Annotated in this window: 26 protein-coding genes; 20 read left to right on the forward strand and 6 right to left on the reverse strand. The window is 67.4% G+C overall.

Features of this window, described 5'->3' with window-relative positions; translation table 11 throughout:
• The first annotated feature begins 91 nt into the window (after positions 1–91).
• Positions 92–1,159, forward strand: a complete 1,068-nt coding sequence (locus tag ACCD06_RS00585; protein ID WP_413337988.1) for a LysM peptidoglycan-binding domain-containing protein — start codon at positions 92–94, stop codon at positions 1,157–1,159.
• Positions 1,160–1,379: 220 nt separating this feature from the next.
• Here ACCD06_RS00585 and ACCD06_RS00590 read toward each other — a convergent pair whose 3' ends face one another.
• Both ACCD06_RS00590 and corA read right to left on the reverse strand, forming a co-directional pair.
• On the reverse strand, positions 1,380–1,793 hold the full coding sequence (locus tag ACCD06_RS00590; protein ID WP_413337990.1) for a hypothetical protein: 414 nt from the start codon (positions 1,791–1,793) through the stop codon (positions 1,380–1,382).
• Between the two features lie 62 nt (positions 1,794–1,855).
• Complete coding sequence (gene corA / locus ACCD06_RS00595) at positions 1,856–2,869, reverse strand: magnesium/cobalt transporter CorA (protein WP_109073571.1); 1,014 nt, start codon at positions 2,867–2,869, stop codon at positions 1,856–1,858.
• A 152-nt stretch (positions 2,870–3,021) separates the two neighbouring features.
• On the opposite strand from corA, the gene ACCD06_RS00600 reads away from it, so the two are divergent.
• The 5 genes from ACCD06_RS00600 to ACCD06_RS00620 all read left to right on the forward strand — a co-directional run bounded on the left by ACCD06_RS00600 (position 3,022) and on the right by ACCD06_RS00620 (position 9,975).
• Positions 3,022–3,531, forward strand: a complete 510-nt coding sequence (locus ACCD06_RS00600) for a hypothetical protein (protein ID WP_413337992.1) — start codon at positions 3,022–3,024, stop codon at positions 3,529–3,531.
• Between the two features lie 135 nt (positions 3,532–3,666).
• Positions 3,667–4,578, forward strand: coding sequence for a ribose-phosphate diphosphokinase (gene prs / locus ACCD06_RS00605; RefSeq protein WP_413337994.1), 912 nt, complete (start codon positions 3,667–3,669; stop codon positions 4,576–4,578).
• A 162-nt stretch (positions 4,579–4,740) separates the two neighbouring features.
• Positions 4,741–6,504, forward strand: coding sequence for a methyl-accepting chemotaxis protein (locus ACCD06_RS00610; protein ID WP_413337996.1), 1,764 nt, complete (start codon positions 4,741–4,743; stop codon positions 6,502–6,504).
• 136 nt (positions 6,505–6,640) lie between these two features.
• Positions 6,641–7,147 (forward strand): hypothetical protein, encoded by a 507-nt coding sequence (locus tag ACCD06_RS00615; RefSeq protein ID WP_109073567.1) that lies wholly within the window; start codon positions 6,641–6,643, stop codon positions 7,145–7,147.
• Complete coding sequence (locus ACCD06_RS00620; RefSeq protein WP_413337998.1) at positions 7,147–9,975, forward strand: EAL domain-containing protein; 2,829 nt, start codon at positions 7,147–7,149, stop codon at positions 9,973–9,975. The genes ACCD06_RS00615 and ACCD06_RS00620 overlap by 1 nt, the downstream gene beginning before the upstream one ends.
• A 142-nt stretch (positions 9,976–10,117) precedes the next feature.
• Here ACCD06_RS00620 and ACCD06_RS00625 read toward each other — a convergent pair whose 3' ends face one another.
• Both ACCD06_RS00625 and ACCD06_RS00630 read right to left on the reverse strand, forming a co-directional pair.
• Positions 10,118–10,498, reverse strand: a complete 381-nt coding sequence (locus ACCD06_RS00625; protein ID WP_413338000.1) for a helix-turn-helix domain-containing protein — start codon at positions 10,496–10,498, stop codon at positions 10,118–10,120.
• Complete coding sequence (locus tag ACCD06_RS00630) at positions 10,495–10,593, reverse strand: type II toxin-antitoxin system RelE family toxin (protein WP_413338359.1); 99 nt, start codon at positions 10,591–10,593, stop codon at positions 10,495–10,497. The genes ACCD06_RS00625 and ACCD06_RS00630 overlap by 4 nt, the downstream gene beginning before the upstream one ends.
• Before the next feature lie 530 nt (positions 10,594–11,123).
• Here ACCD06_RS00630 and ACCD06_RS00635 point away from each other — a divergent pair.
• The 4 genes from ACCD06_RS00635 (at position 11,124) to ACCD06_RS00650 (ending at position 14,246) form a co-directional block, all read left to right on the forward strand.
• Entirely contained in the window at positions 11,124–12,155 is a 1,032-nt protein-coding gene (locus tag ACCD06_RS00635) for a hypothetical protein (protein WP_413338002.1), read from the forward strand.
• A gap of 23 nt (positions 12,156–12,178) precedes the next feature.
• Positions 12,179–12,577 (forward strand): hypothetical protein, encoded by a 399-nt coding sequence (locus ACCD06_RS00640; RefSeq protein ID WP_413338004.1) that lies wholly within the window; start codon positions 12,179–12,181, stop codon positions 12,575–12,577.
• Positions 12,578–12,612: 35 nt separating this feature from the next.
• Positions 12,613–13,200 (forward strand): hypothetical protein, encoded by a 588-nt coding sequence (locus ACCD06_RS00645; RefSeq protein ID WP_413338006.1) that lies wholly within the window; start codon positions 12,613–12,615, stop codon positions 13,198–13,200.
• A gap of 320 nt (positions 13,201–13,520) precedes the next feature.
• Positions 13,521–14,246 (forward strand): hypothetical protein, encoded by a 726-nt coding sequence (locus ACCD06_RS00650; RefSeq protein ID WP_413338008.1) that lies wholly within the window; start codon positions 13,521–13,523, stop codon positions 14,244–14,246.
• A 53-nt stretch (positions 14,247–14,299) separates the two neighbouring features.
• On the opposite strand, the gene ACCD06_RS00655 is transcribed toward ACCD06_RS00650, so the two are convergent.
• On the reverse strand, positions 14,300–15,604 hold the full coding sequence (locus tag ACCD06_RS00655; RefSeq protein WP_413338010.1) for an acetylornithine deacetylase/succinyl-diaminopimelate desuccinylase family protein: 1,305 nt from the start codon (positions 15,602–15,604) through the stop codon (positions 14,300–14,302).
• 149 nt (positions 15,605–15,753) lie between these two features.
• Here ACCD06_RS00655 and ACCD06_RS00660 point away from each other — a divergent pair, with 149 nt between their 5' ends.
• The 3 genes from ACCD06_RS00660 to ACCD06_RS00670 all read left to right on the forward strand — a co-directional run bounded on the left by ACCD06_RS00660 (position 15,754) and on the right by ACCD06_RS00670 (position 18,175).
• Positions 15,754–16,593 (forward strand): 2-keto-4-pentenoate hydratase, encoded by an 840-nt coding sequence (locus ACCD06_RS00660; RefSeq protein ID WP_413338012.1) that lies wholly within the window; start codon positions 15,754–15,756, stop codon positions 16,591–16,593.
• A 110-nt stretch (positions 16,594–16,703) separates the two neighbouring features.
• Entirely contained in the window at positions 16,704–17,648 is a 945-nt protein-coding gene (locus tag ACCD06_RS00665) for a DMT family transporter (protein WP_413338014.1), read from the forward strand.
• Between the two features lie 74 nt (positions 17,649–17,722).
• A complete protein-coding gene (locus ACCD06_RS00670; protein WP_413338016.1) occupies positions 17,723–18,175 on the forward strand; it encodes a DoxX family protein in 453 nt (150 codons plus the stop codon).
• Positions 18,176–18,177: 2 nt separating this feature from the next.
• On the opposite strand, the gene ACCD06_RS00675 is transcribed toward ACCD06_RS00670, so the two are convergent.
• Positions 18,178–18,693, reverse strand: a complete 516-nt coding sequence (locus tag ACCD06_RS00675; protein ID WP_109074629.1) for an adenine phosphoribosyltransferase — start codon at positions 18,691–18,693, stop codon at positions 18,178–18,180.
• Between the two features lie 219 nt (positions 18,694–18,912).
• Here ACCD06_RS00675 and ACCD06_RS00680 point away from each other — a divergent pair, with 219 nt between their 5' ends.
• From ACCD06_RS00680 to ACCD06_RS00710, 7 genes are all read left to right on the forward strand, one after another.
• Complete coding sequence (locus ACCD06_RS00680) at positions 18,913–20,076, forward strand: ABC transporter permease (protein WP_247871692.1); 1,164 nt, start codon at positions 18,913–18,915, stop codon at positions 20,074–20,076.
• Complete coding sequence (locus ACCD06_RS00685) at positions 20,076–20,894, forward strand: ABC transporter ATP-binding protein (protein ID WP_413338019.1); 819 nt, start codon at positions 20,076–20,078, stop codon at positions 20,892–20,894. The genes ACCD06_RS00680 and ACCD06_RS00685 overlap by 1 nt, the downstream gene beginning before the upstream one ends.
• A gap of 9 nt (positions 20,895–20,903) precedes the next feature.
• A complete protein-coding gene (locus ACCD06_RS00690) occupies positions 20,904–21,863 on the forward strand; it encodes an MlaD family protein (RefSeq protein WP_109074627.1) in 960 nt (319 codons plus the stop codon).
• Positions 21,864–21,913: 50 nt separating this feature from the next.
• Entirely contained in the window at positions 21,914–22,516 is a 603-nt protein-coding gene (locus ACCD06_RS00695; RefSeq protein WP_247871693.1) for an ABC-type transport auxiliary lipoprotein family protein, read from the forward strand.
• A 112-nt stretch (positions 22,517–22,628) separates the two neighbouring features.
• Positions 22,629–23,393, forward strand: a complete 765-nt coding sequence (locus tag ACCD06_RS00700; protein ID WP_109074626.1) for a DUF6969 family protein — start codon at positions 22,629–22,631, stop codon at positions 23,391–23,393.
• Positions 23,394–23,577: 184 nt separating this feature from the next.
• Positions 23,578–24,714 (forward strand): DUF2336 domain-containing protein, encoded by a 1,137-nt coding sequence (locus tag ACCD06_RS00705; RefSeq protein ID WP_109074625.1) that lies wholly within the window; start codon positions 23,578–23,580, stop codon positions 24,712–24,714.
• Positions 24,711–26,048, forward strand: coding sequence for a PAS domain-containing sensor histidine kinase (locus ACCD06_RS00710; RefSeq protein WP_413338022.1), 1,338 nt, complete (start codon positions 24,711–24,713; stop codon positions 26,046–26,048). The genes ACCD06_RS00705 and ACCD06_RS00710 overlap by 4 nt, the downstream gene beginning before the upstream one ends.
• Positions 26,049–26,096: the final 48 nt, after the last annotated feature.

Consider the following 26,096-nt stretch of genomic DNA (forward strand, 5'->3'; position numbering starts at 1 on the left):
CGATTCTTTTGTGACCTATCCTTCTGCTATAGTCAGTCATCCTGCCATTGTGGCGGGCCGCCGGATGGGTGCTCAGGTGAAACGAAACGCGTTGTTCGCAGCTTTGGGCGTGGCTCTGATGGGGGGAGCGGCGGCGGTCGCCCTTTGGCCGGGGGCCAAGCCGGTCGAGGCGCCGGTGGTTCCAGCGTCCGCTCCGGCTCCCGCCGCACCGGTCCAGACTGCCGCATCGGCGAAGCCCGCCCCCCCGGCGAAGCCCGCCCAAGCCCCGGAACAGACCAAACCTGCGGCTCCCAGCTTCGATGTGGTGCGGGTGGCGCCCGATGGCGCGACGGTGATGGCCGGCCGCGCCGCGCCCGGGTCGGAGGTGACGGTCACCGACGGCGGCAGCCCGGTCGCTTCGGCCAAGGCCGACCAGCGCGGCGAATGGGTGATGCTGCCCGACAAGCCGCTGGCGCCGGGAACCCGCGAACTCAACCTGACCGAGACCCGTCCGGGCGCTGAAACCCCGGTCCCCGCCGACAAGGTTGTGGTGGTGATGGTGCCCGATCCGGCGCCGAAGCCCGCCGCCGAGTCGGCAACTGAAAGCACCCCGACCGCGCCGGTCGCGGTGGCGGTTCCGCGCGACGGGCTGGCCGGCGCGCCGCCGACCATGGGCGGCAGTTCGCTGCTGCAGGCTCCGCCGGTGCCGGACAACGGCGCGCCGGCCCCGCCGGGCGGCGTATCGGTGGAGACGATGGACTACGATCCGGCCGGCCGGGTGGCGCTGGGCGGACGGGCGGCGCCCAACAGCGCGGTCCAACTCTATCTCGACAACATCCTCGTCGGCAGCGCCCACACCGACCCGAAGGGCAATTGGCGCCTGACCCCGGAAAAGCTGATCGACCCCGGCGTCTACACCCTGCGCGCCGATCAGGTCACCCAGGGCGGCAAGGTGGTGGCGCGGGCCGAACTGCCGGTGCAGGTTTCCGCCATGCCGGCGGCCTCCACCGACGGCCGCAACGTCGTCGTCCAGCCCGGCAACAGCCTGTGGCGGCTGGCCCGCCGCACCTATGGCGACGGCATGCTCTACACCACCATCTACACCGCCAACCGCGACCAGATCCGCAACCCGGACCTGATCTATCCCGGCCAGATCTTCGCGCTGCCGCAGGTGAACTGAGGGGGCGCCACGCCACCGGCCGTGAGTTTTCGGAGCTTCTATCGGCCGTCATCCCCGCGAAGGCGGGGCTCCGGAGTTTCCCAAGCGAAACCTATGGGCAGCCCTGGATTCCCGATTCCGCGGGAATGACGGCTGAGGGACGCGCGTGACTGAGACCGGATCCGAACCGGTTCAAACCTCAAGCGTCTCTCAGCAGAACTCGTAAAAAGCTGACAACTCCTCAGTCCTCCGGCATCCGGCCGATGGCGGCCCAGCCGAGCGGGGTGAGGCGCAGCACCTCCGGCCCCTCGCCGGCCGGGTTCGGGTCCAGCGCCACCAGTTCGCGATTCTCGAACCAGGCCCAGCGCGCCACCTCGGCGGTGGTGCCGGGCCAGCCGTCGGCCAGACGCTTCAGAACCTCCAGGTCGGCCGACGCGATGGGGAAGCGCGGCTTGGGCATGATCGCCTTCTTGGCGGGCGCGGGGGCCTCCGGCGCTTTCGCCGGCAGCGGCGGGGCGTCGGACCCGGCGCGGGCGCGGATCCAGTCGGTCTGATAGCTGCGGAGCGCCTGTTCCAGCTCCGCGCGCGCCGACTCCACCGGGCAGCGCAGATAAGCGTCCAGCAGGGCGTGCAGCGTGTTCGTCGCGTCGGTCATGTCCGTCACCAAATCCCCACCCGAAAACCCCGGCCCAAAATCTCGGCCCAAAATCCCGTCCGTCACAGCCATCCCATCCGCCGGAAGCGGACATACAGCACGGCGCAGACCGCAATGATCACCGCCAGCACCGCCGGGTAGCCGTAGCGCCAGTGAAGCTCCGGCATATGCTCGAAGTTCATGCCGTACAGGCCGGCGACCGCCGTCGGCACGGCGAGGATGGCGGCCCAGGCGGCCAGCTTGCGCGTCACGTCGTTCTGCCGCGCCGACGCCAGGATCATACTGGTTTCGAAGGCGAAGGACAGCACCTCGCGCAGCGAGCCGATCTGCTCGTTGACGCGGATCACATGGTCCTGCACGTCGCGGTAATAGGGGCGGATCGCCGGGTCGATCATCGGCAAATCGAAGCGCTCCAGCCGCGAGCAGACCTCCAGCAGGGGCGAGGCGTTGCGGCGCAGCCGCTCCAGGTCGCGGCGCAGCTGGTGGATGCACTCGATCTCCGCCATGCTGGGCGGGCGGGCGATCAGCAGGGCGTCCAGCTCGTCCGCCGTGGCGGCCATCTGGTCCACCACCGGGAAGTAACAGTCCACCACATAATCCATGATGGTGTAGACGATGAAGTCCTCGCCATGCTTCAGCAGATGCGGCGCGCTTTCCGCCCGCGCCCGCACCGGCGAATAGCTGGTCGAGGCGCCGTGCCGCACGGTGACGACATAGCCGCGGCCGGCGAAGACATGGGTCTCGCCCAGCACCAGCTCGCCCTTTTCCAGCCGGGCGGTGCGCAGGACCATGAACAGGCTTTCGCCATAGATGTCCACCTTCGGCCGCTGGTGGGCGTGCAGCGCGTCCTCCACCGCCAGTTCATGCAGGCCGAACTGCTGCTTCACCTCCATCAGCAGCGCCTCGTCCGGCTCCCACAAGCCGATCCAGACGAAGTGGCCTTCTTTCGCGGCCCAGGCGCCGGCCTCGGCAATGGGCACGTCGGCGATGCGCCGGCCCTGGCAATAGGCGGCGCTCGCCACCACCGCATTGTGGGGGGCGTTGTGGGCGGGGGTGGGTTCAGGCGGCAGCGTCATGGAAATGAAAACCGGGTGGGAGGCGGCAGGTCGGCGTCACTCTAAAGAGGTTCCCCGGCAGCGTCGACGGATCCTGCGGCATCGCCGGGGCTGACCGGCCGCCTCAAGCGTTGTTGCTGCCAAGGACCAGCTTCGGAAGTGGGGAAAGGGCGATGTTCCAGTCGGCGGCGCGCGGGATGTATCTTCTGGCGGCGGTGACGCTCAGCCTGTTCTCCCTGCTGTTCATCGGCCTGTCCGCCCTGACGGTGTTCGAAGGGATGGTGGCGCTGGACAGTGCCGCCCTGACCTCCGCCATGCTCGACGGGGTGGGGATGATCGTGCTGGCCATCGCCGTGTTCGAGATCGCCAAATACCTCTACGAGGAAGAGATCGTCCGCGAACGCGAGCTGCGCCGCGCCGACGAGGCCCGCCGCACCCTGACCAAGTTCCTGACCACCATCATCATCGCCGCCAGTCTGGAAGGGCTGGTCCTGGTGTTCGAGGCGCGCACCAGCGAGATCTCCGCCATCGTCTATCCGGTGATGCTGTTGGGGGTGGTCACGCTGCTGGTGGTCGGGCTGGGCGCCTTCCAATGGCTGGCACGCCGGGCCGAGAGCATCCATGTCGACCCCCGAGCCTCCGATGCCGACGAGGCGGAGGAGGACAAGCGGCCGGAGGCGTAGGCGCGAGAAGGGGCCTTCAACAGCCCCGGGTTCCCGCCTGTCCGCCTATGGCCATGCCGCCTTTTGCCACAATTGACCCGCCCATACTGCCTGCGCCAAGCTTGCCGCCGTCCAAGGTGGTGAGGGAGAAGGGGCATGGCCCGCGATACGGGCACTTACACGGCCGTCTACGGCTTTCCGGAATCGGCCGATGCCGCGCGCCGTCTGGCCCAGGTGCTGGACATCCCCTGCCACATTGCCGAGCTGCACCGCTTCCCCGACGGCGAGAGCCTCGTCCGCCTGCCGGAGCCGGTGGAGCGCGCCATCGTCTACCGGTCGCTCGACCGGCCGAACGACAAGCTGGTGGAGCTGACGCTGGCCGCCTCGGTCCTGCGGCGCCAGGGGGCGACCGACCTCTGTCTGGTGGCGCCCTACATGGCCTACATGCGCCAGGACGCCGTCTTCAAACCGGGCGAGCCGGTCAGCCAGGCGGTGGTCGGCGAATGGCTCGGCCGCTGCTTCGACCGCTTCGTCTGCGTCGAGCCGCATCTGCACCGCACCCACACGCTGGACGAGGTGTTCGTCGGCCGCCCCTCCGTCGCGCTGAGCGGCGCCGCGCCCATCGCCGCGCATCTGCGGGCTGCCGGCGTGGCCCCCGGCACCGTCGTCATCGGTCCCGACGAGGAATCCGCCCCGCTGGTGGAGGCGGTCGCCGGGCCGCTCGGCCTCACCGGCATCGTCGGCCGCAAGGAACGGCGCGGCGATCGCGACGTGACGGTGGCTCTTCCCCCCGACGCGCCGATCCATGGCCGGCCGGTGGTGATCGTCGACGACGTCATCAGCTCCGGCGAGACGATCTTCTCCTGCGCCCGCGCGGCGCGGGTGCTGGGGGCGGAGCGGGTGCAGGTCTACGGCGTCCATGCCCTGTTCAGCGACATCGTCGCCGAACGCTTCGCCGCGGAAGGACTCGGCCGCCCGCTGTCCTGTGACGGCGTGCCGCATCCGTCCAACGCCCTGTCCCTCGGCAGCCTGATCGCAGACGCCATCAAGTCTTTCGCAATCCAATGAGAAAGAAGGCGGGTGCGACCATTGTGCCCGCCCTTTCACCGCCATTCGTCGGATTCTATGACCATGGTGGGTTGCGCTTTATGACAATTTTTATATAACTGTCGCAAATTCAGTGCGGCGTCATGCTGATTGTGCGCCGCGTCATCTGTATGGGTGGGCGACATGGCGGGCGATGGGCGGACGGGTGGCCGGACGGACGGGCGGATGGGGGCCGATGCGGGCTTCTTCGGGCTCGAGGCTGAGGAGCGCGGGCTTCTGGCCAGCATGGGGCGGCTGATCGACCGCAGCCTGCCGGACCTGTCGGAGCGTTTCTATGCCCACCTGTCCCGCTGGCCGGAAACCCGCGCTCTTCTGGACGCCCACGGCGATCTGTCCGGTCTGAAGCGCCGGCAGGCCGATCACTGGCGCCTGATGTTCCAGGATGCCGGCTCGCCCGAGCATGAGGCGCGCTGCCGTGCCGCCGGGGAGGCGCACAGCCGCATCGGTCTCGATTCCTCCTGGTATATCGGCGCCTATGGCGTGGTGCTCAGCGATCTGCTGGCCCTGGTCCAGGGGGCGCTGCGCTGGCGCCCGGCCATGGCGCGGCGCGCGGTGGCGGCGGTGGCCCGCGCCGTTTCCTTCGACATGGACCGGACGCTTGCCGGTTATGGCCTGCCGGCGGCGGGTGCGGGCGGGCAGGGTTGCGGCCGCGCGCTGGGTGACTTCGCGTCGTCGCTGATGGACCGGACCATCGAGGTGGCGATGGCGATCAACGACGCGGCGGTCGCCAATGCCCAGATGGTCGGGCAGCTGCGCGCGGTCGATCACGAATCCCAGGGCATCGCCGCCGCGACCGAGGAGACGGTGACCGGCATCCAGGAGATCTGGGCGCGCAGCCGCGACGTCGCCGCCCTGGCGGGGGAGGCGCAGGCGGTGACCGACGACGGTGGCCGCACCGTGCACGAGGCGGTCGCCCGCATGGAACAGATCGCCGGCGCGGTGGAAGGCGCGGCGATGCGGGTCGGCGAGTTGTCGGTCGCCTCCGAACGCATCGCGGAGATCGTCTCCACCATCGAGGCGATCGCCAAGCAGACCAACCTTCTCGCCCTCAACGCCACCATCGAGGCGGCCCGCGCCGGGGAGGCCGGAAAAGGCTTTGCAGTCGTGGCGAGCGAGGTGAAGAGCCTGTCCAACCAGACCGCCCGCGCGACCGAGGACATCCGCCTGCGCATCGACTCCCTGAAGGCGGAGATGGGCGCCATCGTCGCCTCGATGGAGGACGGCACCCGCGCCGTCGCCGCCGGGCAGGCGGCGATCCGTGCGGTCAGCGACCGCATGAGCGACATCGGCGACCATATCGGCCGCACCGAACAGCGCATGTCCGACATCGCCAGCATCCTGACCCAGCAGTCGGCCGCCGCCAACCAGGTGGCCTCCGGCACCTCCCGCATCGCCGAGAGCAGCGCGTCGAACAGCGCCGCCATCCTGCGCAGCGTCCAGGCGACGCGCGGGGTGGAGACGCTGCTGGGCAACCAGCTGAAACAGCTGATGGAACAGGACATCCCCGGCAAGATCGTCAAGATCGCCAAGGTCGACCACGTCATCTGGAAGAAGCGGCTGGCCGACATGCTGGTCGGGCTGGAGACCCTGCGCCCGGACGAGTTGGCGAGCCACGAGGCCTGCCGGCTGGGCAAGTGGTATTACGGCCCGTCGTCGATGGCCTACCGCGCCCATTCGGCCTTCGTCCGGCTGGAGGCCCCGCACCGCCGGGTCCACGACCATGGCAAGGCCGCCGCCCGCGCCTTCGCCGACGGCGACATGGACCGCGCGCTGGCCGGGGTGGCGGAGGTGGAGCGCGCCTCCCAGGAGGTGATCGCCCTGCTCGACGAGCTCGACAAGGCCGGGCTGGCGGGCGGTGCGACGCCGGCTGCGGCGGTGGGCTTCTGACCCGGCCGCCGGTAACACTAACGATCGGGGGAGGAACTGGTGTAGTCTGGCGGGGCAGCCGCCACGGGAGGCGGTCCGGTGTTGGCGAAGCGGTGATGACGATGCGCGGGGGCGGTCCGTTGAGCGGAGGCGTGTGATGTCGAAGGTGACGGACGTCGTGCTTCGGATGTCCCGCAAGCTGACCGAGGACATCGCCGCCCTGGGCCGCCAGCGCGCCGCCGGAAAGCCGAAGACTTTTCCGCGCTTCCGCGAGATCCGGGCGGCCTATCTGGACATCCAGGGGCTGATCTTCTCGATCCAGGAAAGGCTGGAGGCCGCCGGGAAGGAGCTGCCGCCGAACTTCCCGCAATGGGTCATCCGGCAGAAGCTGAGCGCCATCGCCATCTTCACCGACATCAGCCACTCCTTCGTCAGCGACCCGCCGCTGGCGCTGACCGCCTCGCTGGGCGCCTTCGACGTGCTGGTGGCGGAGCAGAAGGCCTTCAACGAAACGCTGCACACCTTCGACACCATGCTGATGGAAGCCGGCATCGACGACAGGATGGCCGACGAACTGGACGCCACCCGCACCAAGATCGAGCAGATCCTGGGCATGATCGAACAGCTCCTTCTGACCAGCCCGAAGATCCTAGAGGAGTTCTGATGCCGGAGCCGGCAGCCGAGTCCAAGGCCGATCCCAAGGCCGATCCTGGGCGGGATCCCCTTGCGGAAAGCCCGCCGGCCGCTGCTCCGGAACCCTCCTTTCGCCGCTTCCTTCGCAATCTGAACTTGCCGGTGGCCGTTCCCGTTCTGGCTTTGATTGCCGGTGCGGGCCTGTCCGTGGTGGCCATGCTCCACTCCGGCCGCCTGCTGCGCCTGGAGGAGGAGCATCGCTTCGCCGCAAGGGTCGAGGAAATCCACGGCCAGCTTGCCGACCGCCTGCGGGTGTACGAACAGGTGGCGCGCAGCGCCGCCTCGCTGGCGATGACCTTCCCCGACCTGCACTGGACGCAGTGGAACCGCTTCGTCGAGGCGCTGGACATGCCGCGGCGCTATCCCGGCATCATCTCCATCGCCTATGCCCGCGCGGTCGCGGCCGACCGGGCTGGCGATCTGGTGGCGTCGATGCGGGCGGCCGGCCTGCCGGACTTCCGCATCTGGCCGGAGACGGCGGGGGCGGAGCGTGTGGTCAACATCTTCGCCGCCCCGGTCAATGAAGGCAACGCGCGGGCCATCGGCTTCGACATGATGTCGGAGGCGATCCGGCGCTCCGCCATCGAACGGGCGCGCGACAGCGGCGAGCCCGCCGCCACCCGCGCCATCACGCTGAAGATCGATCAGGCGGCCGGGGGTGGGCCTTCCTTCATCCTCTATCAGGCGACCTACCGCGGCGACCCGCTGCCGCCGTCGCTGGAGGCGCGGCGTGCGTCCTTCACCGGCGTGGTGCTGACCCCGGTCAGGATCGGCCCGCTGGTGAACGGGCTGATCGACGCAACCCGCCAGGACGCCGGCATCGAGGTCTACGACGTGCCGCCGGCGGATGCCGAGTTTCCGCTGTATCGCAGCCGCCGCCCGCTGGACGCCACGCCCGCCATCAGCCTGACGCGGGAACTGCCGGTCGGCGGCCGGGTGTGGACCGTGCGGTACGACAGCCTGCCCGACGGCCTGTTCACCGCGCAGCACTGGGTGCCCGGCGCGCTGCTGGCCGGCGGGCTGGCGCTCAGCCTCGCGCTGGCGCTGGTCCTGCGCATGGCGCTGGTGACCCATTCCCGCGCGGTGGTGCTGGCCGGGGAGATGACGGCCTCGCTCCGCCTGCAGGAGGCGGAACGGCAGCAGCTGTTCACCCAGGCGCCGCTGGGGATCGCGCTGGTCGGCACCGACGGGCTGGTGATGGACTGCAACCCCGCCTTCGCCGCCGCCGCCGGCCTGCCCTGGCAGGAACTGCTCGGCACCGACCTGCGCCTGCGCTTCGGCGATCAGGCGTCGGTCTTCGCGCTGGAGGCGGCGCTGCAGGGCGAGAGCGGCAAGCTCGAATCCGACCAGCCCCTGCTGCTGGGCGGCCGGCGCAGCCATTTCAGCCTGCATTTCCAGCCGGTCACCGCCGACGGCGCGCTGAAATTCGTCCTGGCCTTCGCCGAGGACATCGGCGAGAAGCGCCGGGCCGAGCAGCACATCCAGTATCTGGCGCATTTCGACGCGCTGACCGGCCTGCCCAACCGCGTCCTGCTGTACGACCGCATCGCCCAGGCCCTGCGCGAGGGGCGGCGCGACGGCACCAAGGTGGCGGTTCTGTTCATCGACCTCGACCGCTTCAAGGTCATCAACGACAGCCTGGGCCACAGCTTCGGCGACGAGGTGCTGCGGTCGGTGGCGCGCCGGCTGCAGGCGGGCCTGCGCGAATCCGACACCGTCGGCCGGCTGGGCGGCGACGAGTTCCTGATCGTCGTCCGCCGGGTGACGGAGCCGAACGACGCGGCCCGCGTCGCCGAAAAGGTGGTTGCGCATCTGGCCAGCCCCTTCGCGGTCGGCGGCCAGAATTTCGTGGTGACGCCCAGCATCGGCATCAGCCTCTACCCCGACGACGCCGAGGATGCCGAAGGTCTGATCCGCTGCGCCGACATCGCCATGTACCATGCCAAGGAGCAGGGCCGGAACGGCTTCCGCTTCGTCACCAGGGAGATGGGCGCCCGATCGCGCGAGCGCATGGACCTGGAGGGCAGCCTGCGCCAGGCGATCCGCGACGGCCAGCTGTTCCTGGTCTACCAGCCGCAGGTCGACACCCTGACCGGCCGCATCGTCGGCCTGGAGGCGCTGATCCGCTGGCGCCATCCCGACGAGGGGCTGATCCTGCCCGGCCGTTTCCTGCCGGTGGCGGAGGAGACCGGTCTGGTCCTGGCGATGGGCGACTGGGTCCTGTTCGAGGCCTGCGCCCAGATCCGGCGCTGGCGCGCCCGTTACGACCTGTCGATCCCGGTTGCGGTGAACGTCTCCGGCGCCCAGTTCCGCGACGGCCAGCTTCCGGCCAAGGTCGCCCGCGCGCTGGACGCCAACGGCCTGAGCGGCCCGGAGCTGGAGATCGAGGTGACGGAAAGCACCCTGATCGACGACGTCGAATCGGCGGCGGCGACGCTGGCGGCCTTGAAGCAGCGCGGAGTTCTGATCGCGCTGGACGATTTCGGCACCGGCTATTCCAGCCTCAGCTATCTGCACCGTCTGCCGATCGACAAGCTGAAGATCGACCGGTCCTTCATCCACGACCTGTCGACCGGCGCCAGCGACTCCTCCGTCCCCCGCGCCATCGTCGGGCTGGGCCGCAGCCTGGGCCTGTCGGTGATCGCCGAGGGGGTGGAGACGCAGGAGCAGCTTCAACTGCTGCGCGACCTCGCCTGCGAAAGCTACCAGGGCTTCCTGTTCAGCCGCCCCATTCCGGTCGAGGAGGTGGAGCGGCTGCTGGAGAAGATGACCGTGGCGCAGACGGTTTCGGTGGGCTGACGGCCGTCGCCGGGAGCGACGGCGTCGGGGGCGTCCCATGCGACGGTGAGGCGCCGGTTGGCGGTGCCCCGCAAGGACCGGCGCGGCGGCGCGCCTTCCAGCCCATGGACGTGGAGACCGGGCAAGTTTTCGCGACAGCCGTTCAGTGGCGTACCAGCAGGTCCAGCGGCACCCGGAGCGCGCCGGCAATGCGGGCCATCGCGTCGAAGCTGCCGGGCTTTTTCCCGTTCTCAATCTCGGACAGGTAGGACGGAGCCACGCCTGCGGCGTCCGCCAACCCGCGGGCGGTGAAGCCGCGATGCTCGCGGAGCACTGTGACCGGATGTTCCCCATCGAGGATGCGCTCCGCGACCTCGAACGGAAACGCCTCCGTCTCCCCCGCAGCGAGCCGTGCCTTCACGGCTTCGGCGTCGGCCAAGTCCCGGGCGTCCGTCACCAGATCGGCCAGGGCCTCGAAGTCGGCCCGGCTGAGGGTGACGCTGTCGGCCGTCTCGGCGATCGGCGTGATGGGCAGAGCGTTCATCGATAGACCTCCTTGCGGTTCCCGACCTTCAGCACCGTGACCAGCAGCGCATCGCCGTCGATCTGGTAGACGGCCCGCCAGTCGCCGTGGCGGATGCGGCCTTGCCCGCCGCCAAACGCCTTTGCCCAGGGATGCGGGTCATAAGGAGCGGCGGCAAAGGTCGATCCGCACCGCTTGCGGCAGAGTCCGGATTTCGGCCGCGAACGCGGTGTGGAAGAGTACGGCGTGCATTGGAAAAATTTGGCTCTGAGCTATGTCCCGGTCAATAAAGATATAGCTCAGGAGCTATATTTAGAAAGCGATATTTGACTGTCGTGACAGTTGGGAACGCGCGACGAGCGGGAGGTGGCGATGAGCCATTACGCACGGCTCCGTTGGCCGCTTCTGACCCATTCCTGACGTTCGAAACGTCCGGTCTCTGCTGCTCTAGTTCTCAACAAGGACATGACAGCCGAAGTTAGCGCGTTCCGCAGAGCGCGCCGTTCGGCGCCGATCACATTGCACTTTTGCCGCATGGCCCGGTTGAGAATTATTGAATCAAGGTTGCTTATCCGTGTGATATCTGCTCAGTTTGAAGGAAATCGTAGGAAACGGCCCTATGACGTTAGCGGTAGAAGCTAGATGCATGCGTGATCGTATGCCTTGGAGTGTAGGACAGAAAATACTTTCATTCCTTGAGCTTCCGAGAGGCCAAGGGTGGGACAAAACTGTCGAAAAGATAGTTTCCGAAGGCGCCAGTCTGGACAAATTTCGTACTTCGTTGCGAGAATATCTCGTTCAACACTATAAATGCGGCGAGAAGATGCTGAGGCTGCATCTTGTCGATGCAGCGATAGGCGAGCAGATCGCTACAGCAATTCGGTCCGCGACGATACCGCCCTCGCCATTCCAGGAGCAATATCCAGCGCTTCTGCCGTCCGATCAGCTTGCGGGCCTGCCAATGGCCCCTACCTTGGTAAGCGTCACCATCGACGAAAGCGGTACAACGGCGATTTTCGCGTCGGTCAGAGTTCTTTCAATCAGGGAAGAATTGCAACGTGAAGACCTGCCCGAGGAGGCTGCCGACGCTTTAAGCGGCTTCGACGAGTTAGTCGGTATTCGCCACGTTAGATGGCAGGCGATGGACGTTGTGAAAGTGTCGCCGGACGGTACTCAGATTGATGTCAGGGTTGATTCCCCTGTCGGCATGCCCTCAAGCGTCGGCGACTTTGCTCATCTCCGCATTCGCCAGGAACTGGCGCTTCTGACGTCTGGGGACCTGTTACCACAACCCGCAAACCTATTCCCGCTCATCGAGCGCATCTATAAGGCGGAGGGAGAGGGCATCGTTGTCGAATTGGCTTTCGGCACCACGACGGCATCGCTCAAGCACGAAAAGATGAGGCGCCGGAAGACGTGTCTGAGGCAGGAGGCATATCATCAAGGAGGCAAGCGCGCGCTCGCATCCGAGATCGAAATCCACCGATTAAGTGTTCTTTGGCCACTCCCGTTGGGGCGCGCATTCTCCCGGCCTGAACTGACCTTGAACGCTACAGTGCGTGGTGCTGGCGCAGCCGACCCGGTCTTAACCAATGCAATAATCCGAAATTGTGCGGACGAAGGGGATTTCGAGCACGTGCGCAGTCGTATGCTACACTTTTTATCGCTTGAGGAATGAAGAACTAAATGAGAACATAGGGGATGGTTGCTGACGCCATCAAGCGGGATCTAGAGGAGCGGGGGGGTAACTCCCCCGTGCTGCAGCTGTGTCTGCGGCTTGTTGAGTACGTGGCGAACCTTCCGCCTAGCCAGCGTGAGATGTTGACCTACCGGACTTTTGTCAAAGCATCTGGGAAGAACCAGATTGACCAAGAATTGATGGCCGCAATAACAATACTCTCGACATCAAATGTTCGGGCATTTGAGTTTCGTGGCCTTTTTGTTGATGATAATGAAGATGAGTACGAAGTATCTGCGGACGACATCGCTTCTGCTCGGGCGTCCGGTGAGTTTATACATCCTCAAACAGGTAAAGCGGTTCCCGATTTCGAGAACCGCATTATACCGTTTTTCTCGCCATCTAAGCGGTTTGGCGCTTGATGAACGGCGAGACTACGCTCCGAGATCTGCGGCTAATGGCGATGAATTCCACGCCAATTCAAGTTATGCTTGATTTGCTTGAAGCTGATAGTCACTCGAAGAAATTATCCTGCGTTGAACGAGGTGTCGATTTTGCTATCCAGGAAATGATTAAAGTTCCTCATCTATATCAAGGCATGAGCGAGGATCAACTCACTAACGCTCTAATCGGTATACTATTAGGAATGGGGTTTAAGCCGACCCATGACACGCAGATCGGCGGTCATTGCGACATCGTAATTCAATTTGATGATGGCTTTTTGTGGATTGGTGAATCCAAAATTCACGGGGCATACGACTGGCTCCTACAGGGCTTTAATCAGCTCGACTCCCGATACTCTACGGGCATGCCCGGACAGGATAGTGGAGATCTGATCATCTTTATTTTCCAAGAGCGGATTGATCGCATCATGGAAAAGTGGGCCGAAACGTTGACTGCTGCACGGCAGGACGTGACCGTGAATGCCTGCGAGCGCAACCCGACCCGACGAATTAGTTCCCATCCTCACGCGCGAACTGGGCGGCCTTTTCGGACACGGCATATCCCCGTCTCTCTTCATTTTGCGCCACGTGATAAAGTTTAGCGAGAACAGGAGCAGCGACCGATTGGGCTTATCGGAGTGGAAAGGTTGCGGCGCATCGTGCTCGCAGTGACCACTTGTTCCGCGGTTGCAGATCAACTTCTTGAACCCCGCTTTTTAGCCAAGTGTTAGCGTCCGCTTCCGACGCTTTGCGGACGTTATCGCTACGGCACCGCAAGGCGCACACAAAGTATACGTCAAACCGGCATCCTTATGGCCTCGCCAAAGCCGCACCCCACTCCGCGCATTTGCAAAATCCCTCATTTTAAGGGAAATATTCCTGTATCCTGCCCCACAAGTCCCCTCGCTTGTGGAGTTCCGCTATGCCCGTCGATCCCCGCACCCTCGCCGCTGAAGCCCTTGGCGACCGCTTCCCCTGCTGGGCCGAAGAACCGCCGGTTCCCGCCGAAGGCTCCCTCGTCCCCGGATCGCAGTTCCATGACGAGCAATGGATCATGGCCGCCGGCATGCTGGCGCGCGGCAACAGCTTCCTGCAGGTCTCGCGCGCCATGGGCTGCAGCCGCACCACGCTCTGGCGCGCCTATTACGGCTCCAAGGATTTCCGTCACAGGGTGTGGTGGGAACGTCAGGCGCTGAACCGCGAGGCCGAACTGCGCCTGTCCTCGATCCGCTCCCTGGTGGCCGAGCAGATCGAGCGGCTGGTCTCCGCCGGTGACCCGGCGACGGTGCGCTGGCTGGCCGAGGGGCTGGGGCTGTTCGCCGGCCTCGACATGCCCACGGCCAAGCCGCAGGCCGCCCGGCCCGACCTTGCGTCCGCCTCTGAAACGCCCGCTCCCGGACCCTCCGCCCCCAGGCCCGAAGACCCGCCCGCCGTCACCGTCCCGGAACTCGACGACGATCTCCCCGGCGAACTGCGCGAGCGTATGCCCCCCGATCCGCACGCCGTCGCCGCCATCCTCGCCCGCCCGGAATCCGCCGGCCAGAAGGGGGTTTTCCCCTGGACCGCCAACGAGTACGAGCACTACCCCAACCTCAACCCCGGCCCGGTGAGCCGCCGCGCCGCCGGTGCCTTCTCCGGTCGCCGGTAGATGGAACATCCGCCGAAACCTGTTCCACGCCGTTCCATCCGCCGCTCCAGCGGTCAGAACCGCACCCCGTCGTCGCCCCCCATCAGATCCAGCGTCGCCAGCGCCATCACCTGGGCCGACTGCACCATGTCGTCGATGCCGACCCATTCGTCGGGCTGGTGGGCGAGGTCGAGGATGCCGGGGCCGTAGGCGATGCAGTCCTTCAACTGGCCGACGCGCACCACATGCTTCTGGTCATAGGTGCCGGGGGAAACCACATGCTGCGCTGGGCGGCCCAGCACCGTTTCGATGGCGGCGGCCACCGCACGCACCACCGGCGCGTCGGCGTCGGTCATCGTCGGCAGGAAGGCCAGCACCTCGCGCAGCTCATACGCGAAGCCGGGACGGGTGCGGCGCAGATCCTCCAGGATGGCGACGATCTCGCCGCGCACCGCCTCGGGGTCCTCCTCGATCAGGTACCGGCGGTCGATCACCATGCGGCAGCGGTCGGGCACCATCGGACTGGGCAGGCCGCCATGGTCCTCGCGCTGGCCGCCGTGGATGGCGTTGATGTTGATGGTGGATTGCCGCGCGCCCTCCGGCACCACCGGCATGTCGGTTCGCTTGGCGGCAAGGCGGGGGATCAGCTCGGTCTCGATCCGGTGCAGCACGGCGCCCATGTGGCGCACCGCGCAGTTGCCGAGGAAGGGCATGGAGCCGTGAGCGACGCGGCCCTTGGTCTCGATCTCCGCCCACCAGACTCCGCGATGGCCGATGCAGACGCGGTCGACGTTCAGCGGCTCCGGAATGATGACGTGGTCGACGCGGGGGCGGGAGAAATAGCCGAGCTTCGCCAGATGCCCGACGCCGCCATAGCCGCCGGATTCCTCGTCCACCGTGCCGGAGATCTCCAGGGCGCCCGCCGTCAGCAGCCCTTCCTCCAGCAGCGATTCCACGGCGATGATCGACGCGGCGATGCCGCCCTTCATGTCGCAGGCGCCGCGGCCATAGACCCGGCCGTCCTTCACCACCCCGCCGAAGGGATCGACGGTCCAGCCCTGGCCGGCCGGCACCACGTCGATGTGGCCGTTGAAATGGACGCATGGTCCCGGACGCGGTGCCTCGATGCGGGCGACGACGTTGGTGCGCGGGTAGCGGTCGCTGTCGCCGGCCGCCCCCTCCGCCCGCACATACTCGACATCGAATCCGCGCGCCGCCAGCCGCCGGCCGATCAGCTCGGCGCTGTCGGTATAGACGTCGCCGGGCGGGTTGACGGTGGGGATGCGGATCAGATCCTGGGTCAGCGCGACCAGATCGTCGCGCCGCGACTCGATCCGGCGGAACAGCAGCTTGGTTGCGGCGTCGGTGTCGGAACGCATGGCCTCTCCCGCGGCAAGGACGGGTCCAGTGTCTCCGCAAGCGGATGGTTCGTCCACCCCGCCTTTCGGGGGCCGTTATTGTGCGGCGCACTTTCCCGGACCGGCCGGGACCGCTACAGTCGCGGCGCCCCTCAGCGGAGAAGCTTCCCATGACCGTCACGCACCCCATCGGGCTGAGCGCCCCGACCCTGGCCGACCCGGTGATCGCCGAGGCCGCGGCCCGCTTCGTCGCCGCCCGCCGCAGCGCGGCCGGCCTTGCCGACTTCCCCGGCCCGCTGCCGGCCGACCTCGCCACCGCCTACGCCATCCAGGCGACGGCGACCGCCTCCTGGCCCGACGAGGTCGCCGGCTGGAAGGTGGCGCGGGTGCCCCCGGCGCTGGAGGAGACGCTGGGCGCCATGCGCTACATCGGCCCGATCTTCGCCCGCACGGTGTCGGCCGCCGATGGCGGGCCGCTGAGCTTCCCGGTCATTCCCGGCGGCTTCGGCGCGGTGGAGGCGGAGTTCGCGGTGCGCATTGCCGCAGACGCCCCCGCCGACAAGCTGGACTACAGCCCGGCGGAGGCCGCCGCCTTCATCGCCGCCGTCCATGCCGCCATCGAGGTGGCGGGCGGGCCGCTGGCGCCGGTCAACACGCTCGGCCCCACCGCCTCCACCTCCGTCTTCGGCAACAACAACGGCCTGATCGTCGGCGAGGAAATCGTCGGCGGCGTCGAGGGCGCGGACGCCCTGCGCGCCGAGGTGCTGATCGACGGCCAGAGCGTCGGCGTCGGCAGCGCCGCCAAGCTGCCGGGCGGCATCGCCGCCGCGGTCGCGGTGGCGCTCGGCATGGCGGCGCGGCTGGGCCGGCCTCTGAAGGCCGGGCAGTGGGTCTCCACCGGTGCCCTGACCGGTGTTCACGCCATCGCCATCGGCCAGCAGGCGCGCATCACCTTCACCGGACTGGCGCCGATGTCGGGCACCGCCGTTACGGCCGGCGCAATCGCCTGACGCAATCCAGGGTATGGCGGCGGTCATGGCCGGCCGCCGCCTTGGTTGAAGCCAAACGGCGGCGGGGATGCTTGAATGGCGGCCCCACTCCAGCCGCCGGAACCGCCGCCTTGTCCCAGTCCAGCCTGTCCCCCGAAGCCGCGGCGACGCGGTTCCTGCCGCCGGTTCAGATCCTGGTCGGGCTGGGACTTGCCGTCGCCGGGGTGATCGCCTTCTCGCTGCGGCCGGTCATCATCAAGCTGGCCTACCGCTACAACGTCGATCCGGTCACGCTGATCATGCTGCGCATGGTCTTCGCGCTGCCCTTCTTCCTGGCCATGGCGCTGTGGTCGAGCGGCCGGAAGGGAGAGCGGGCGCCCATCGCCGGACGCGACCTCGCCCTGACCGTGGTGTTGGGCGTCACCGGCTATTACGCCGCCAGCTTCTGCGATTTCCTGGGCTTGCGCTATGTCTCGGCCGGGATGGGGCGGTTGCTGCTGTTCCTCTACCCGACCATCGTGGTGATCCTGTCGGCCCTGTTCCTCGGCAAGCGGATCGGCCTGCGCGAGGTGGTGGCGCTGGTGGTCTCCTACGCCGGCGTCGCCCTGGTGGTGTGGTCGGAGGTCGGGACCGGCCATCCCGACTTCATGACCGGGGCGGGATTGGTCTTCATGGGCGCCTTCCTCTATTCGATCTATCTGGTCGGCAGCAGCCGGGTGGTGCAGCGGATCGGCTCCATGCGCTTCACCGCCTATGCGATGACGGCGGCCTGCCTGTGCTGCATCCTGCAGTTCCTGGTGCTGCGCCCCCTGTCGGCGCTCGACCTGCCGCTGCCGGTCTATTGGCTGTCGGTGGTGATGGCGGTGGTCTGCACCGTGCTGCCGGTTTTGATGACGGCGGAGGCGCTGCGGCGGGTCGGTCCCAATCTGGTGGCGTTGAGCGGCGCCATCGGCCCGGTCGCTGCCGCTGTCTTCGGCTATCTGGCGCTGGCCGAACCGATGGGCTGGCTGCAGCTGGCCGGTGCCGCCCTGACCGTCGCCGGCGTCATGATCATCAGCCTGTGGAGAACGACCTGAGCCGGCATTTTTTCGTGGAATAACCGCCGCCCCGCCGCCGTCCCATTCCAAAACCATCGGGAAAGAGACAAGCGATGACGAACCAAACCACCGCCTACGAGACCGGCGCCGGTGCCGCCACCGCCGGACAGGACGCGCTGCTGCTGGCGGCCCGCGTGCTGCTGGGCGCCATCTTCGTGCAGAGCGGCTTCGGCAAGCTGATGGCGCTCGGCGGCTTCATCGCCGGGATGGAGAGCCAGGGCGTGCCGATGGCCACCATCGTCGCTCCCATCGGCGCGCTGGTCGAGGCGTTCGGCGGGCTTGCCATCGTGCTCGGCGCCTGGACCCGGCTGGCGGCGCTGGCGGTCGCGGCCTTCACCGTCGCCGCAACCCTGATCGCCCACCGCTATTGGGACGCCGCACCCGACGCCATGAAGATGCAGCAGATCCAGTTCATGAAGAATCTCGCCATCGTCGGCGGCTTCCTGTCGCTGGTGGCGTCGGGGGCCGGGCGCTTCAGCGTCGACGGCTGGCGCGCCCGGCGCTGACCTCACTCGTCATACGCCATCAGCGAGATGCTGGGCACGTCGATGCGGTCGCGGCCGTTCAGGAAGGTCAGCTCCACCAAGAAGGCGGCGGCGCGGACGTCGGCGCCGACCTGACGCAGCAGGTTGATCGCGGCCACCATGGTGCCGCCGGTTGCCAGCAGATCGTCCAGCACCACAACGCGCTGGCCGGGCTTCACCGCGTCGGCCTGCACCTCGATGGTGTCGGTGCCGTATTCCAGGTCATAGGAATGGGCGATCTTGTCGCCCGGCAGCTTGCCGTGCTTGCGCACCATGATGAAGCCGATGCCCAGAGCCAGAGCCAGCGGGGCGGCGACCAGGAAGCCGCGCGATTCGATCCCGACCAGCAGGTCCGGCTTGTGCGGACGCACCGCCTCGGCCAGTTCGTCGATGGCGGCCTTCCAGGCGGCGCCGTTCGCCAGCAGGGGCGAGACGTCGTAGAACAGGATGCCGGCCTTCGGGAAATCCGGGACGCCGCGGATATGGTCTTTGAAGTTCATCGGAAGTCTTGTCCGTAAAGAATCGTATGCCGGCATGAACGGCCCGGTCGGCCGCCCGGCACTCTAGCGGCTGCCCACCCCGGCGCAAAGCCGGGAATGGACGCTTTGGCGGTGCCGCCATTTTACCGCATGGGGTTGACCATCCGACGATGCTCCGCCACGTTCCAGGCGCACCGGCCAGACGTACCGGTGAATGTGCGGATGCGTGCGGCGGAGCCTGTGGCTGGGACTTTAGCGAAGCATGGAACGGCGGACGAGGCCCGGATCGATGCCGGTCCGGAGGACGGCGGGTGGCGGATCGCCGCCGCCGGACGCTGGACCCTGGATGCCGCCGCCGCAGCGTCCGATGCGCTCGACCGCGCGCCGAAACCCCAGGAGGGTGCCGCGGTGCGTCTCGACATGGCGCGGGTGGAGGCGCTCGACACCGTCGGCGCCTATCTGCTGAACCGGCTGGCCGACCGGTTGGGAGTGGCGGGCCACACGGTTGCGGTGGTCGGGCTGCGGCCGGACCATGCCGCCCTGTTCGATGCCGTGCGCGATGCCGGCAAGGCGCCGCCCCATCCGATCGAGCGCGAGCATCACCCGATCCTCGACATGATCGTCCGCACCGGCGAGACGACGGTGAGCGCCGCCAAGGAAATCCTCGATCTCGTCGGTTTCCTCGGTCTCGTCACCGTCACCTTCGCGCGGCTGATCCTGCGCCCGTCGCGCCTGCGCCTGACCTCCGTCCTGTTCCACATCGAGCAGACCGGGCTGAACGCTCTGCCGATTCTTGGGCTGCTGTCCTTCCTGATCGGCGTCGTGCTGGCCTTCCAGGGGGCGGACCAGCTGAAGCGCTTTGGGGCGGAGCTGTATGTGGTCAACCTGTTGGGCATCTCCGTCCTGCGCGAGATCGGCATCCTGATGACGGCGATCATCGTCGCCGGCCGTTCCGGCTCCGCCTTCACCGCGCAGATCGGCACCATGAAGGTGAACCAGGAGGTCGACGCCATCGGCACCATGGGCCTCGACCCGGTGGAGCTGCTGGTGGTGCCGCGGGCGCTGGCGCTGATGATCACCCTGCCGCTGCTGGCCTTCTACGCCGACGTGATGGGGCTGTTCGGCGGGGCGGTGATGGCCTACGCCACGCTCGACATCACCTTCGGGCAGTTCATCCGCCAGCTTCACAGCGCGGTCGGCATCAACACGGTGATCGCCGGCCTGATCAAGGCGCCGGTCTTCGCCCTGGTGATCGCCATGGTCGGCTGCTACGAGGGGCTGAAGGTCTCCGGCAGCGCCGAGAGCGTCGGCATCATGACCACCAAAGCGGTGGTGGAGGGCATCTTCCTGGTGATCGTCATCGATGCGGTCTTCTCTGTCCTCTTCTCCATGCTGGGGGTGTGATGGCCGGCACTCCCGTCATCCGCGTGCGTGGGCTGGTCACCCGCTTCGGCCCGCAGACCGTCCATGACGGCCTCGACCTCGACGTCGAGCGGGGGGAGGTGCTGGGCGTCGTCGGCGGCTCCGGCACCGGCAAGTCGGTGCTTCTGAAGGAAATTCTCGGCCTGATCGACCCTGCTGCCGGTCGGATCGAGCTGCTGGGCCACGACACCGCCGAACTGGACCGGGCGGAGCGCACGGCGCTGCAGGCCCGCACCGGCGTGCTGTTCCAGAACGGTGCCCTGTTCAGTTCCATGACGGTGGCGGAGAATGTGATGCTGCCGCTGAAGGAGCACACCGACTTGTCCCCGTCGCTGATCGCCGAGGTCGCGCGGGTGAAGATCGCCATGGCCGGCCTGCCGCCCGATGCCGGGACCAAGCACCCGGCGCAACTGTCCGGCGGCATGATCAAGCGTGCCGGCTTGGCCCGCGCGCTTGCGCTCGATCCCGACATCCTGTTTTTGGACGAACCGACCGCCGGCCTCGACCCCATCGGCGCCGCCGCTTTCGACACGCTGATCCAGGGGTTGCAGCGCAGCCTGGGACTGACCGTCTTCATGGTCACCCACGATCTGGACAGCCTGACCTCGATCTGCGACCGCATCGCCGTGCTGGTCGACAAGAAGATCCGGGTGGGGACTTTGGCCCAGCATCTGGCCGATCCGCACCCGTGGATCCACGATTACTTTCACGGACCGCGCGGCCGCGCGGCTCTCGACGCGAAAGAGCGCAATGACGCTCGGCGACATGAAGAAGACGCCAGGCGTCTTGCGAAAGGGTAGGGGCACGTCATGGAAACCCGCGCCAGCTATATCCTGGTCGGCAGCTTCGTGCTGGCGCTGGTCGCCGGCCTGCTGGTCTTCACCGCCTGGATCGCCAAGGTCCAGCTGGATGAGACGCGCGAGACCTACCGCATCTATTTCACCGGTTCCGTCACCGGGCTGCAGCAGGGAAGCCCGGTGCGCTATCGCGGCGTGCCGGTGGGCACCGTGTCGGACATCCGGCTCGATCCCGACAACGTGACGCGGGTGCGGGTGACGATCGAGGTGCAGAACGGCACGCCGATCATGTCCGATTCCATCGCCTCGCTGGAGGTGCAGGGGATCACCGGCGGCGCCTATGTCCAAATTTCCGGCGGGGCAATGGGGGGCAAGCGGCTGACCGCCACCGATGCCGACGGCGTGCTGACCATCCCGTCGCGGCCCAGTTCGCTGACCGCGGTGGTGGACAGCGCGCCGCAGCTGGTCAACCGCTCGCTGGAGGTCATCACCAAGCTTGGCGAGATGCTGAACGGCGAGAACCAGAAGGCGATCGGCGACATCCTGGCCAACGCCCGCACCATCAGTGCCGAACTCGCCCGTGCCAGCGCCGGTCTGGAGGAAACCATGGCCCAGGCGCGGCGGACACTGAACGGGTTCGAGGCGGTGGGGCCGCAGCTTGACCGCACGCTGGCCCAGACGCACGACACGCTGGCGACGGTGGATGGCACCGCCAAGCAGCTGGGTGGCGAGGCGCGCGAGCTGCTGCGGTCGCTGAAGCGCACGTCGGACACGCTGAACGGCCTCGTCGCCGAAAACCGCGAGCCGGTGCGCGACTTTACCGCCACAGGACTGTATGAACTGACATTGCTGATCACCCAGCTGCGCGATCTGTCGGGTCAGCTGTCGCGGGTGGTCACCCGGATCGAGAACGACCCGTCGAACTTCCTCTTCGGCGGGACGCGGCAGGGCGTGGAGGTGCGTGGGAAATGAAGCGGGCGACGATGGGGCGGGGCGAGGTCACGGGGCCAATGGTGCGCAGGATGTTGGGGGCCGCCCTGCTGCTGGGGCTGGCCGCCTGTTCGACGCTGAACCCGACGGCGCCGCATCTCTACACCCTGACCCCGCAGGCCACCGTAGCCCCCGGCCCCAAGGCCGACTGGCAATTGCTGGTGGAAACGCCGGCGGCTGCGGCGGGGATCGACACGCCGCGCATCGCCCTGGCCCGCACGCCGACCTCGCTTGACTATTTTGCCGACGTGTCCTGGGCCGACCGGGCGCCGAATATGGTGCAGGGGCTGATCGTCCAGACCTTCGAGGACAGCGGCCGCATCGTCTCGGTCGGGCGCGACACGGTGGGGCTGCGCTCCGACTACGTACTGAAGTCGGAACTGCGTGATTTCCAAGCCGAATACGCCACGCCGGGTGCCGCCATGCCCGACCGGGTGCATGTGCGCCTGTCGGCCAAGCTGGTCGCCATGCCGCGCCGGACCATCGAGGCCGGCGAGACCTTCGAGGCGTCGGCACCGGTGCGCGGCCGCTCCTTCACCGACGTGATCACTGCCTTCGACGAAGCGCTGGGCAAGGTCACCGGAGAGTTGGTGACATGGTCGCTGTCGCAGCGTTTCCGCCCTTCCGGCAGCTGAACGGCCAAGCGCAGGCCCGGCTGCAACCGCAGGTGCGGCAATCGAAAAGACCTTGCCACGCCCGCATAGCCGCGTACGTAATAGGGGTGTTCGCGCAGCGCAGGATCGGGCGATGACGGATTTGTCGGACGTGTCCCGGGAAGAGTTGGAGGCGATGGCCGAGGCGGGACGCGAGGTGCGCCTGTGCCAGCGCGTCCTGGCCAAGACCGGCGACACGGTGGTGGGGGAGCTTCTGCGCGGCCACGGCACGCTGTACGAGTGGAAGCATTATCCGCCGGGTGACGTCTACGACGCCGAATTCCATGCCCAGTATTACTATCACTGCCATCCCGAAGGCGAACGGCCCAATGGGGAGCATGGGCATTTCCACACCTTCCTGCGCCCGCACGGCATGCCGCCGGGCCTGCGGCCGGCGCCGCTGGCCGATTTCTCGGCCCCGGACAACGACAATGACGCGTTGTCCCACCTGATCGGCATCGCCATGGATGTGGCCGGCCAGCCGGTTCGGCTCTTCACCACCAACCGTTGGGTGACCGGGGAGACCTGGTACAAGTCCGACGACGTGATCGCCATGCTCGACGCTTTCGAGATCGACCATGCCCGGCCATCCTGGCCGGCCAACCGCTGGATCACCGCGATGATGCGGCTGTTCCGCCCGACCATCGTCGAATTGCTGCGCGACCGCGACGCCGCCATCCGGCGCTGGGCGGAAAGCCATCCCGACGCCTATGTCTACGAAGACCGCGGGTTGGAGGTCGCCTCGCAGCGCCACATCTCGGTGGAGGAGCAGATCGCCACGGTGGCACTGCATCTGCGCGGGGCACGGCGACGCCGGCCGATCCTGCCGGAGCCGCCCAGCTTCGTCGGGATGCCGTGAGTCGCTCCTTCTCCTGCGGACTTATGGCCAAAGGCCAAGGGCTTATGACCGCAGGGCGTTAAGGAAGGTTCAACCGTTTCGGAAGATCCTTGACGGTGTGGACAAGTCTCCGCCCACATTCGCGCGGGTTTTGCGTTCCGCGACCCCTATGGAGACGGACCAGGGCAGGAAGGGTCCGGCACCCATGAGTGACGGTTTCAAGTCGGGTCATCTGACCCAACAGGACGTGGCGCGGCTTCTGGCCGACCCGTCGCCGAACAGCCGGACCGATCTGGCCGCCAAGCTGGCTCAGCAGTTCGACAGCCCGGAGCTGTCGCAGTCGGAGCGTATGCTGGCGGAGGACATCATCCGCGTGATGGTCACGGACACGGTCCTGCGCGTCCGCCAGACCCTGGCCGAGAATCTGAAATCCAGCCCGTCCCTGCCGCGCGACGTCGCCCTGACCCTGGCCCGCGATGTGGAGGCGGTGGCGATCCCGGTGTTGAGCGTCTCCACCGTGCTGACCCCGGCCGATCTGGTCGAGATCGTGCGGACCGGTGCGGAGGCGAAGAGCACCGCCATCGCTCAACGCCCGACCGTGCCGGCCGTGGTCGCCGACGCGCTGATCGAAAGCGGGTCCGAACACGCGGTCGCGGCGCTGGTCGCCAACGAGGGGGCGGAACTCGGCGAGCAGAGCCTGGGCCGCGTCATCGACCGCTTCGGCGCCAGCGAGGCGGTGCAGGACCCGCTGGTCCACCGCTCCAAGCTGCCGATCACCATCGCCGAACGTCTGGTCGCCGTCGTGTCGGAACGGCTGCGCCAGCATCTGGTCTCGCACCACGAACTGCCGTCGAAGGTCGCGTCGGAGCTGATCCTGCAAAGCCGTGAACGGGCGACCGTCGCCCTGTTCACCGGGGAGAGCGACGAAGGGGCGCTGGACCGTCTGGTGACTCAGCTTGCCCGCACCGGCCGCCTGACGCCGTCGCTGCTGGTCCGCTCGCTGTGCACCGGCGACATCGCCTTCTTCGAGATGGCGATGTCACGCATGGCGAATGTGCCGCTGACCAACGCCCGTCTGCTGATCCACGATGCCGGACGGCTGGGGCTGAAGTCGCTGTATGACAAGGCGAAGCTGCCGCCGGCCCTGCTGCCGGCCTGCCGCATTGCCATCGACGTGCTGAAGGAAACCCCCTATGACGGCGAACCCGGCGACCGCGAGCGTCACCGCCGCCGCGTCATCGAGCGCATCCTGACCCAGTACGAGGATCTGGCGCCGGAAGATTTGGAGTTCCTGCTGGCGAAGCTGGGCGACATGATGCAGCCGGAAAACGCCGCGGCGTGACCGATCCGATCTTCTTCGCCGAGCCGGCTCCACCGCCGGGAGGTGGCCCGGCCGACATTGTCCGCCGGTTGGAACGCCGCATCGCCGAGTTGGAAGCCGCACTGCGCCAGAGCGAGGCGCGGGCCGGGGAGGCGCGCTTCCGCTCCCTGCTGCGCACGGCTGCCAGCATCATCCTTGTGCTGGGAGACGATGGCCGCGTGCTGGAGGCCAACCGTGATGCCGAACGCGCCTTCGGGCTGGAGGCCGGCACCGCCATCGGCCGTCCCTGGACCGAGATGATGGGAGAGCAACCGGCCGGCGCCTTCGCCGCCCAGCTCAAGGTCGCCGCCGAGGGGATGGAGGTCCGCAATTTCGAGCAGGCCCTGCGCGAGCAGGACTGCATGAGCGAGCGGGTGCTTCTGTGGAACCTGAACCGGTTGCCGGAAGCCGACGGCGCGCCGGCGGGCATTCTCTGCGTTGGCCAGGACATCACCCGGCGCAAGCGGGCGGAACTGGCTCTGCGCCAAGCCCGTGACGAACTGGAGATGCGGGTGGCGGAGCGCACCCGCGCATTGATGCAGGAGATCCAGGAACGCCGCCGTGCCGAGCAGGCGCTGATCCAGGCCAAGGAACAGGCCGAACTTGCGAACCGCGCCAAGAGCGAGTTCCTCGCCAATATGAGTCACGAGCTGCGCACGCCGCTGAACGCCATCATCGGCTTTTCTTCGATGATGGAGAGCGAGATCGTCGGGCCGCTCGGCCATCCCAAATACCTCGACTATGCCAAGGTGATCGGCAAGTCTAGCCAGCATCTGCTGGCGGTCATCAGCGACATCCTGGACGTCGCCAAGATCGAGGCCGGCAAGCTGGAAATGCATCCGCAGCCGATCGACGTGCGTGACGCCGTGGAAAGCTCGCTTCTGCTGATCGCCGAACGGGCGGAGGAAGGTGGGCTGACCCTGACCCAGTACATCGCCCCCGAAACGCCCCGCCTGCTGGGCGATCCGGTGCGGGTGAAGCAGATCCTGCTGAACCTACTGACCAACGCGGTGAAGTTCACCCCCAGGGGCGGCAGCGTCGCCCTGCGGGTTCGCCCGGAATGCGGCCGCATCCTGATCGAGGTGGCCGACAGTGGGATCGGCATGAATGCGGACGGCATCGCCATCGCCCTGCAGCCCTTTGGTCAGGTCGACAGCCAGCTGTCCCGCCGCTCCGGCGGGACCGGACTGGGCCTGCCGCTGGTGCGATCCTTCGTCGATCTGCTGAACGGCACGCTGGACATCCGCAGCCGCGAGGGGGAAGGCACGACGGTCAGCGTACGGCTTCCAGTGGCGCCGCCCTACGACGGGGAATAATCAGGTAATGACATGGTCATGAGACAAGGACCGGTTGCGCAGAACGGC

The sequence above is a fragment of the Azospirillum sp. CT11-132 genome (genome assembly GCF_047302835.1).
In the GTDB taxonomy this organism is placed as follows: Bacteria; Pseudomonadota; Alphaproteobacteria; order Azospirillales; family Azospirillaceae; genus Azospirillum.

Coding starts and splice junctions, on each gene's coding strand:
- ACCD06_RS00590 (WP_413337990.1), bottom strand. CDS start 1,793: ATGACCGACGCGACGAACACGCTGCACGCCCTGCTGGACGCTTATCTG.
- corA (WP_109073571.1), bottom strand. CDS start 2,869: ATGACGCTGCCGCCTGAACCCACCCCCGCCCACAACGCCCCCCACAAT.
- ACCD06_RS00600 (WP_413337992.1), top strand. CDS start 3,022: ATGTTCCAGTCGGCGGCGCGCGGGATGTATCTTCTGGCGGCGGTGACG.
- prs (WP_413337994.1), top strand. CDS start 3,667: ATGGCCCGCGATACGGGCACTTACACGGCCGTCTACGGCTTTCCGGAA.
- ACCD06_RS00610 (WP_413337996.1), top strand. CDS start 4,741: ATGGCGGGCGATGGGCGGACGGGTGGCCGGACGGACGGGCGGATGGGG.
- ACCD06_RS00615 (WP_109073567.1), top strand. CDS start 6,641: ATGTCGAAGGTGACGGACGTCGTGCTTCGGATGTCCCGCAAGCTGACC.
- ACCD06_RS00620 (WP_413337998.1), top strand. CDS start 7,147: ATGCCGGAGCCGGCAGCCGAGTCCAAGGCCGATCCCAAGGCCGATCCT.
- ACCD06_RS00625 (WP_413338000.1), bottom strand. CDS start 10,498: ATGAACGCTCTGCCCATCACGCCGATCGCCGAGACGGCCGACAGCGTC.
- ACCD06_RS00635 (WP_413338002.1), top strand. CDS start 11,124: ATGCGTGATCGTATGCCTTGGAGTGTAGGACAGAAAATACTTTCATTC.
- ACCD06_RS00640 (WP_413338004.1), top strand. CDS start 12,179: ATGGTTGCTGACGCCATCAAGCGGGATCTAGAGGAGCGGGGGGGTAAC.
- ACCD06_RS00645 (WP_413338006.1), top strand. CDS start 12,613: ATGGCGATGAATTCCACGCCAATTCAAGTTATGCTTGATTTGCTTGAA.
- ACCD06_RS00650 (WP_413338008.1), top strand. CDS start 13,521: ATGCCCGTCGATCCCCGCACCCTCGCCGCTGAAGCCCTTGGCGACCGC.
- ACCD06_RS00655 (WP_413338010.1), bottom strand. CDS start 15,604: ATGCGTTCCGACACCGACGCCGCAACCAAGCTGCTGTTCCGCCGGATC.
- ACCD06_RS00660 (WP_413338012.1), top strand. CDS start 15,754: ATGACCGTCACGCACCCCATCGGGCTGAGCGCCCCGACCCTGGCCGAC.
- ACCD06_RS00670 (WP_413338016.1), top strand. CDS start 17,723: ATGACGAACCAAACCACCGCCTACGAGACCGGCGCCGGTGCCGCCACC.
- ACCD06_RS00675 (WP_109074629.1), bottom strand. CDS start 18,693: ATGAACTTCAAAGACCATATCCGCGGCGTCCCGGATTTCCCGAAGGCC.
- ACCD06_RS00685 (WP_413338019.1), top strand. CDS start 20,076: ATGGCCGGCACTCCCGTCATCCGCGTGCGTGGGCTGGTCACCCGCTTC.
- ACCD06_RS00690 (WP_109074627.1), top strand. CDS start 20,904: ATGGAAACCCGCGCCAGCTATATCCTGGTCGGCAGCTTCGTGCTGGCG.
- ACCD06_RS00695 (WP_247871693.1), top strand. CDS start 21,914: ATGTTGGGGGCCGCCCTGCTGCTGGGGCTGGCCGCCTGTTCGACGCTG.
- ACCD06_RS00700 (WP_109074626.1), top strand. CDS start 22,629: ATGACGGATTTGTCGGACGTGTCCCGGGAAGAGTTGGAGGCGATGGCC.
- ACCD06_RS00705 (WP_109074625.1), top strand. CDS start 23,578: ATGAGTGACGGTTTCAAGTCGGGTCATCTGACCCAACAGGACGTGGCG.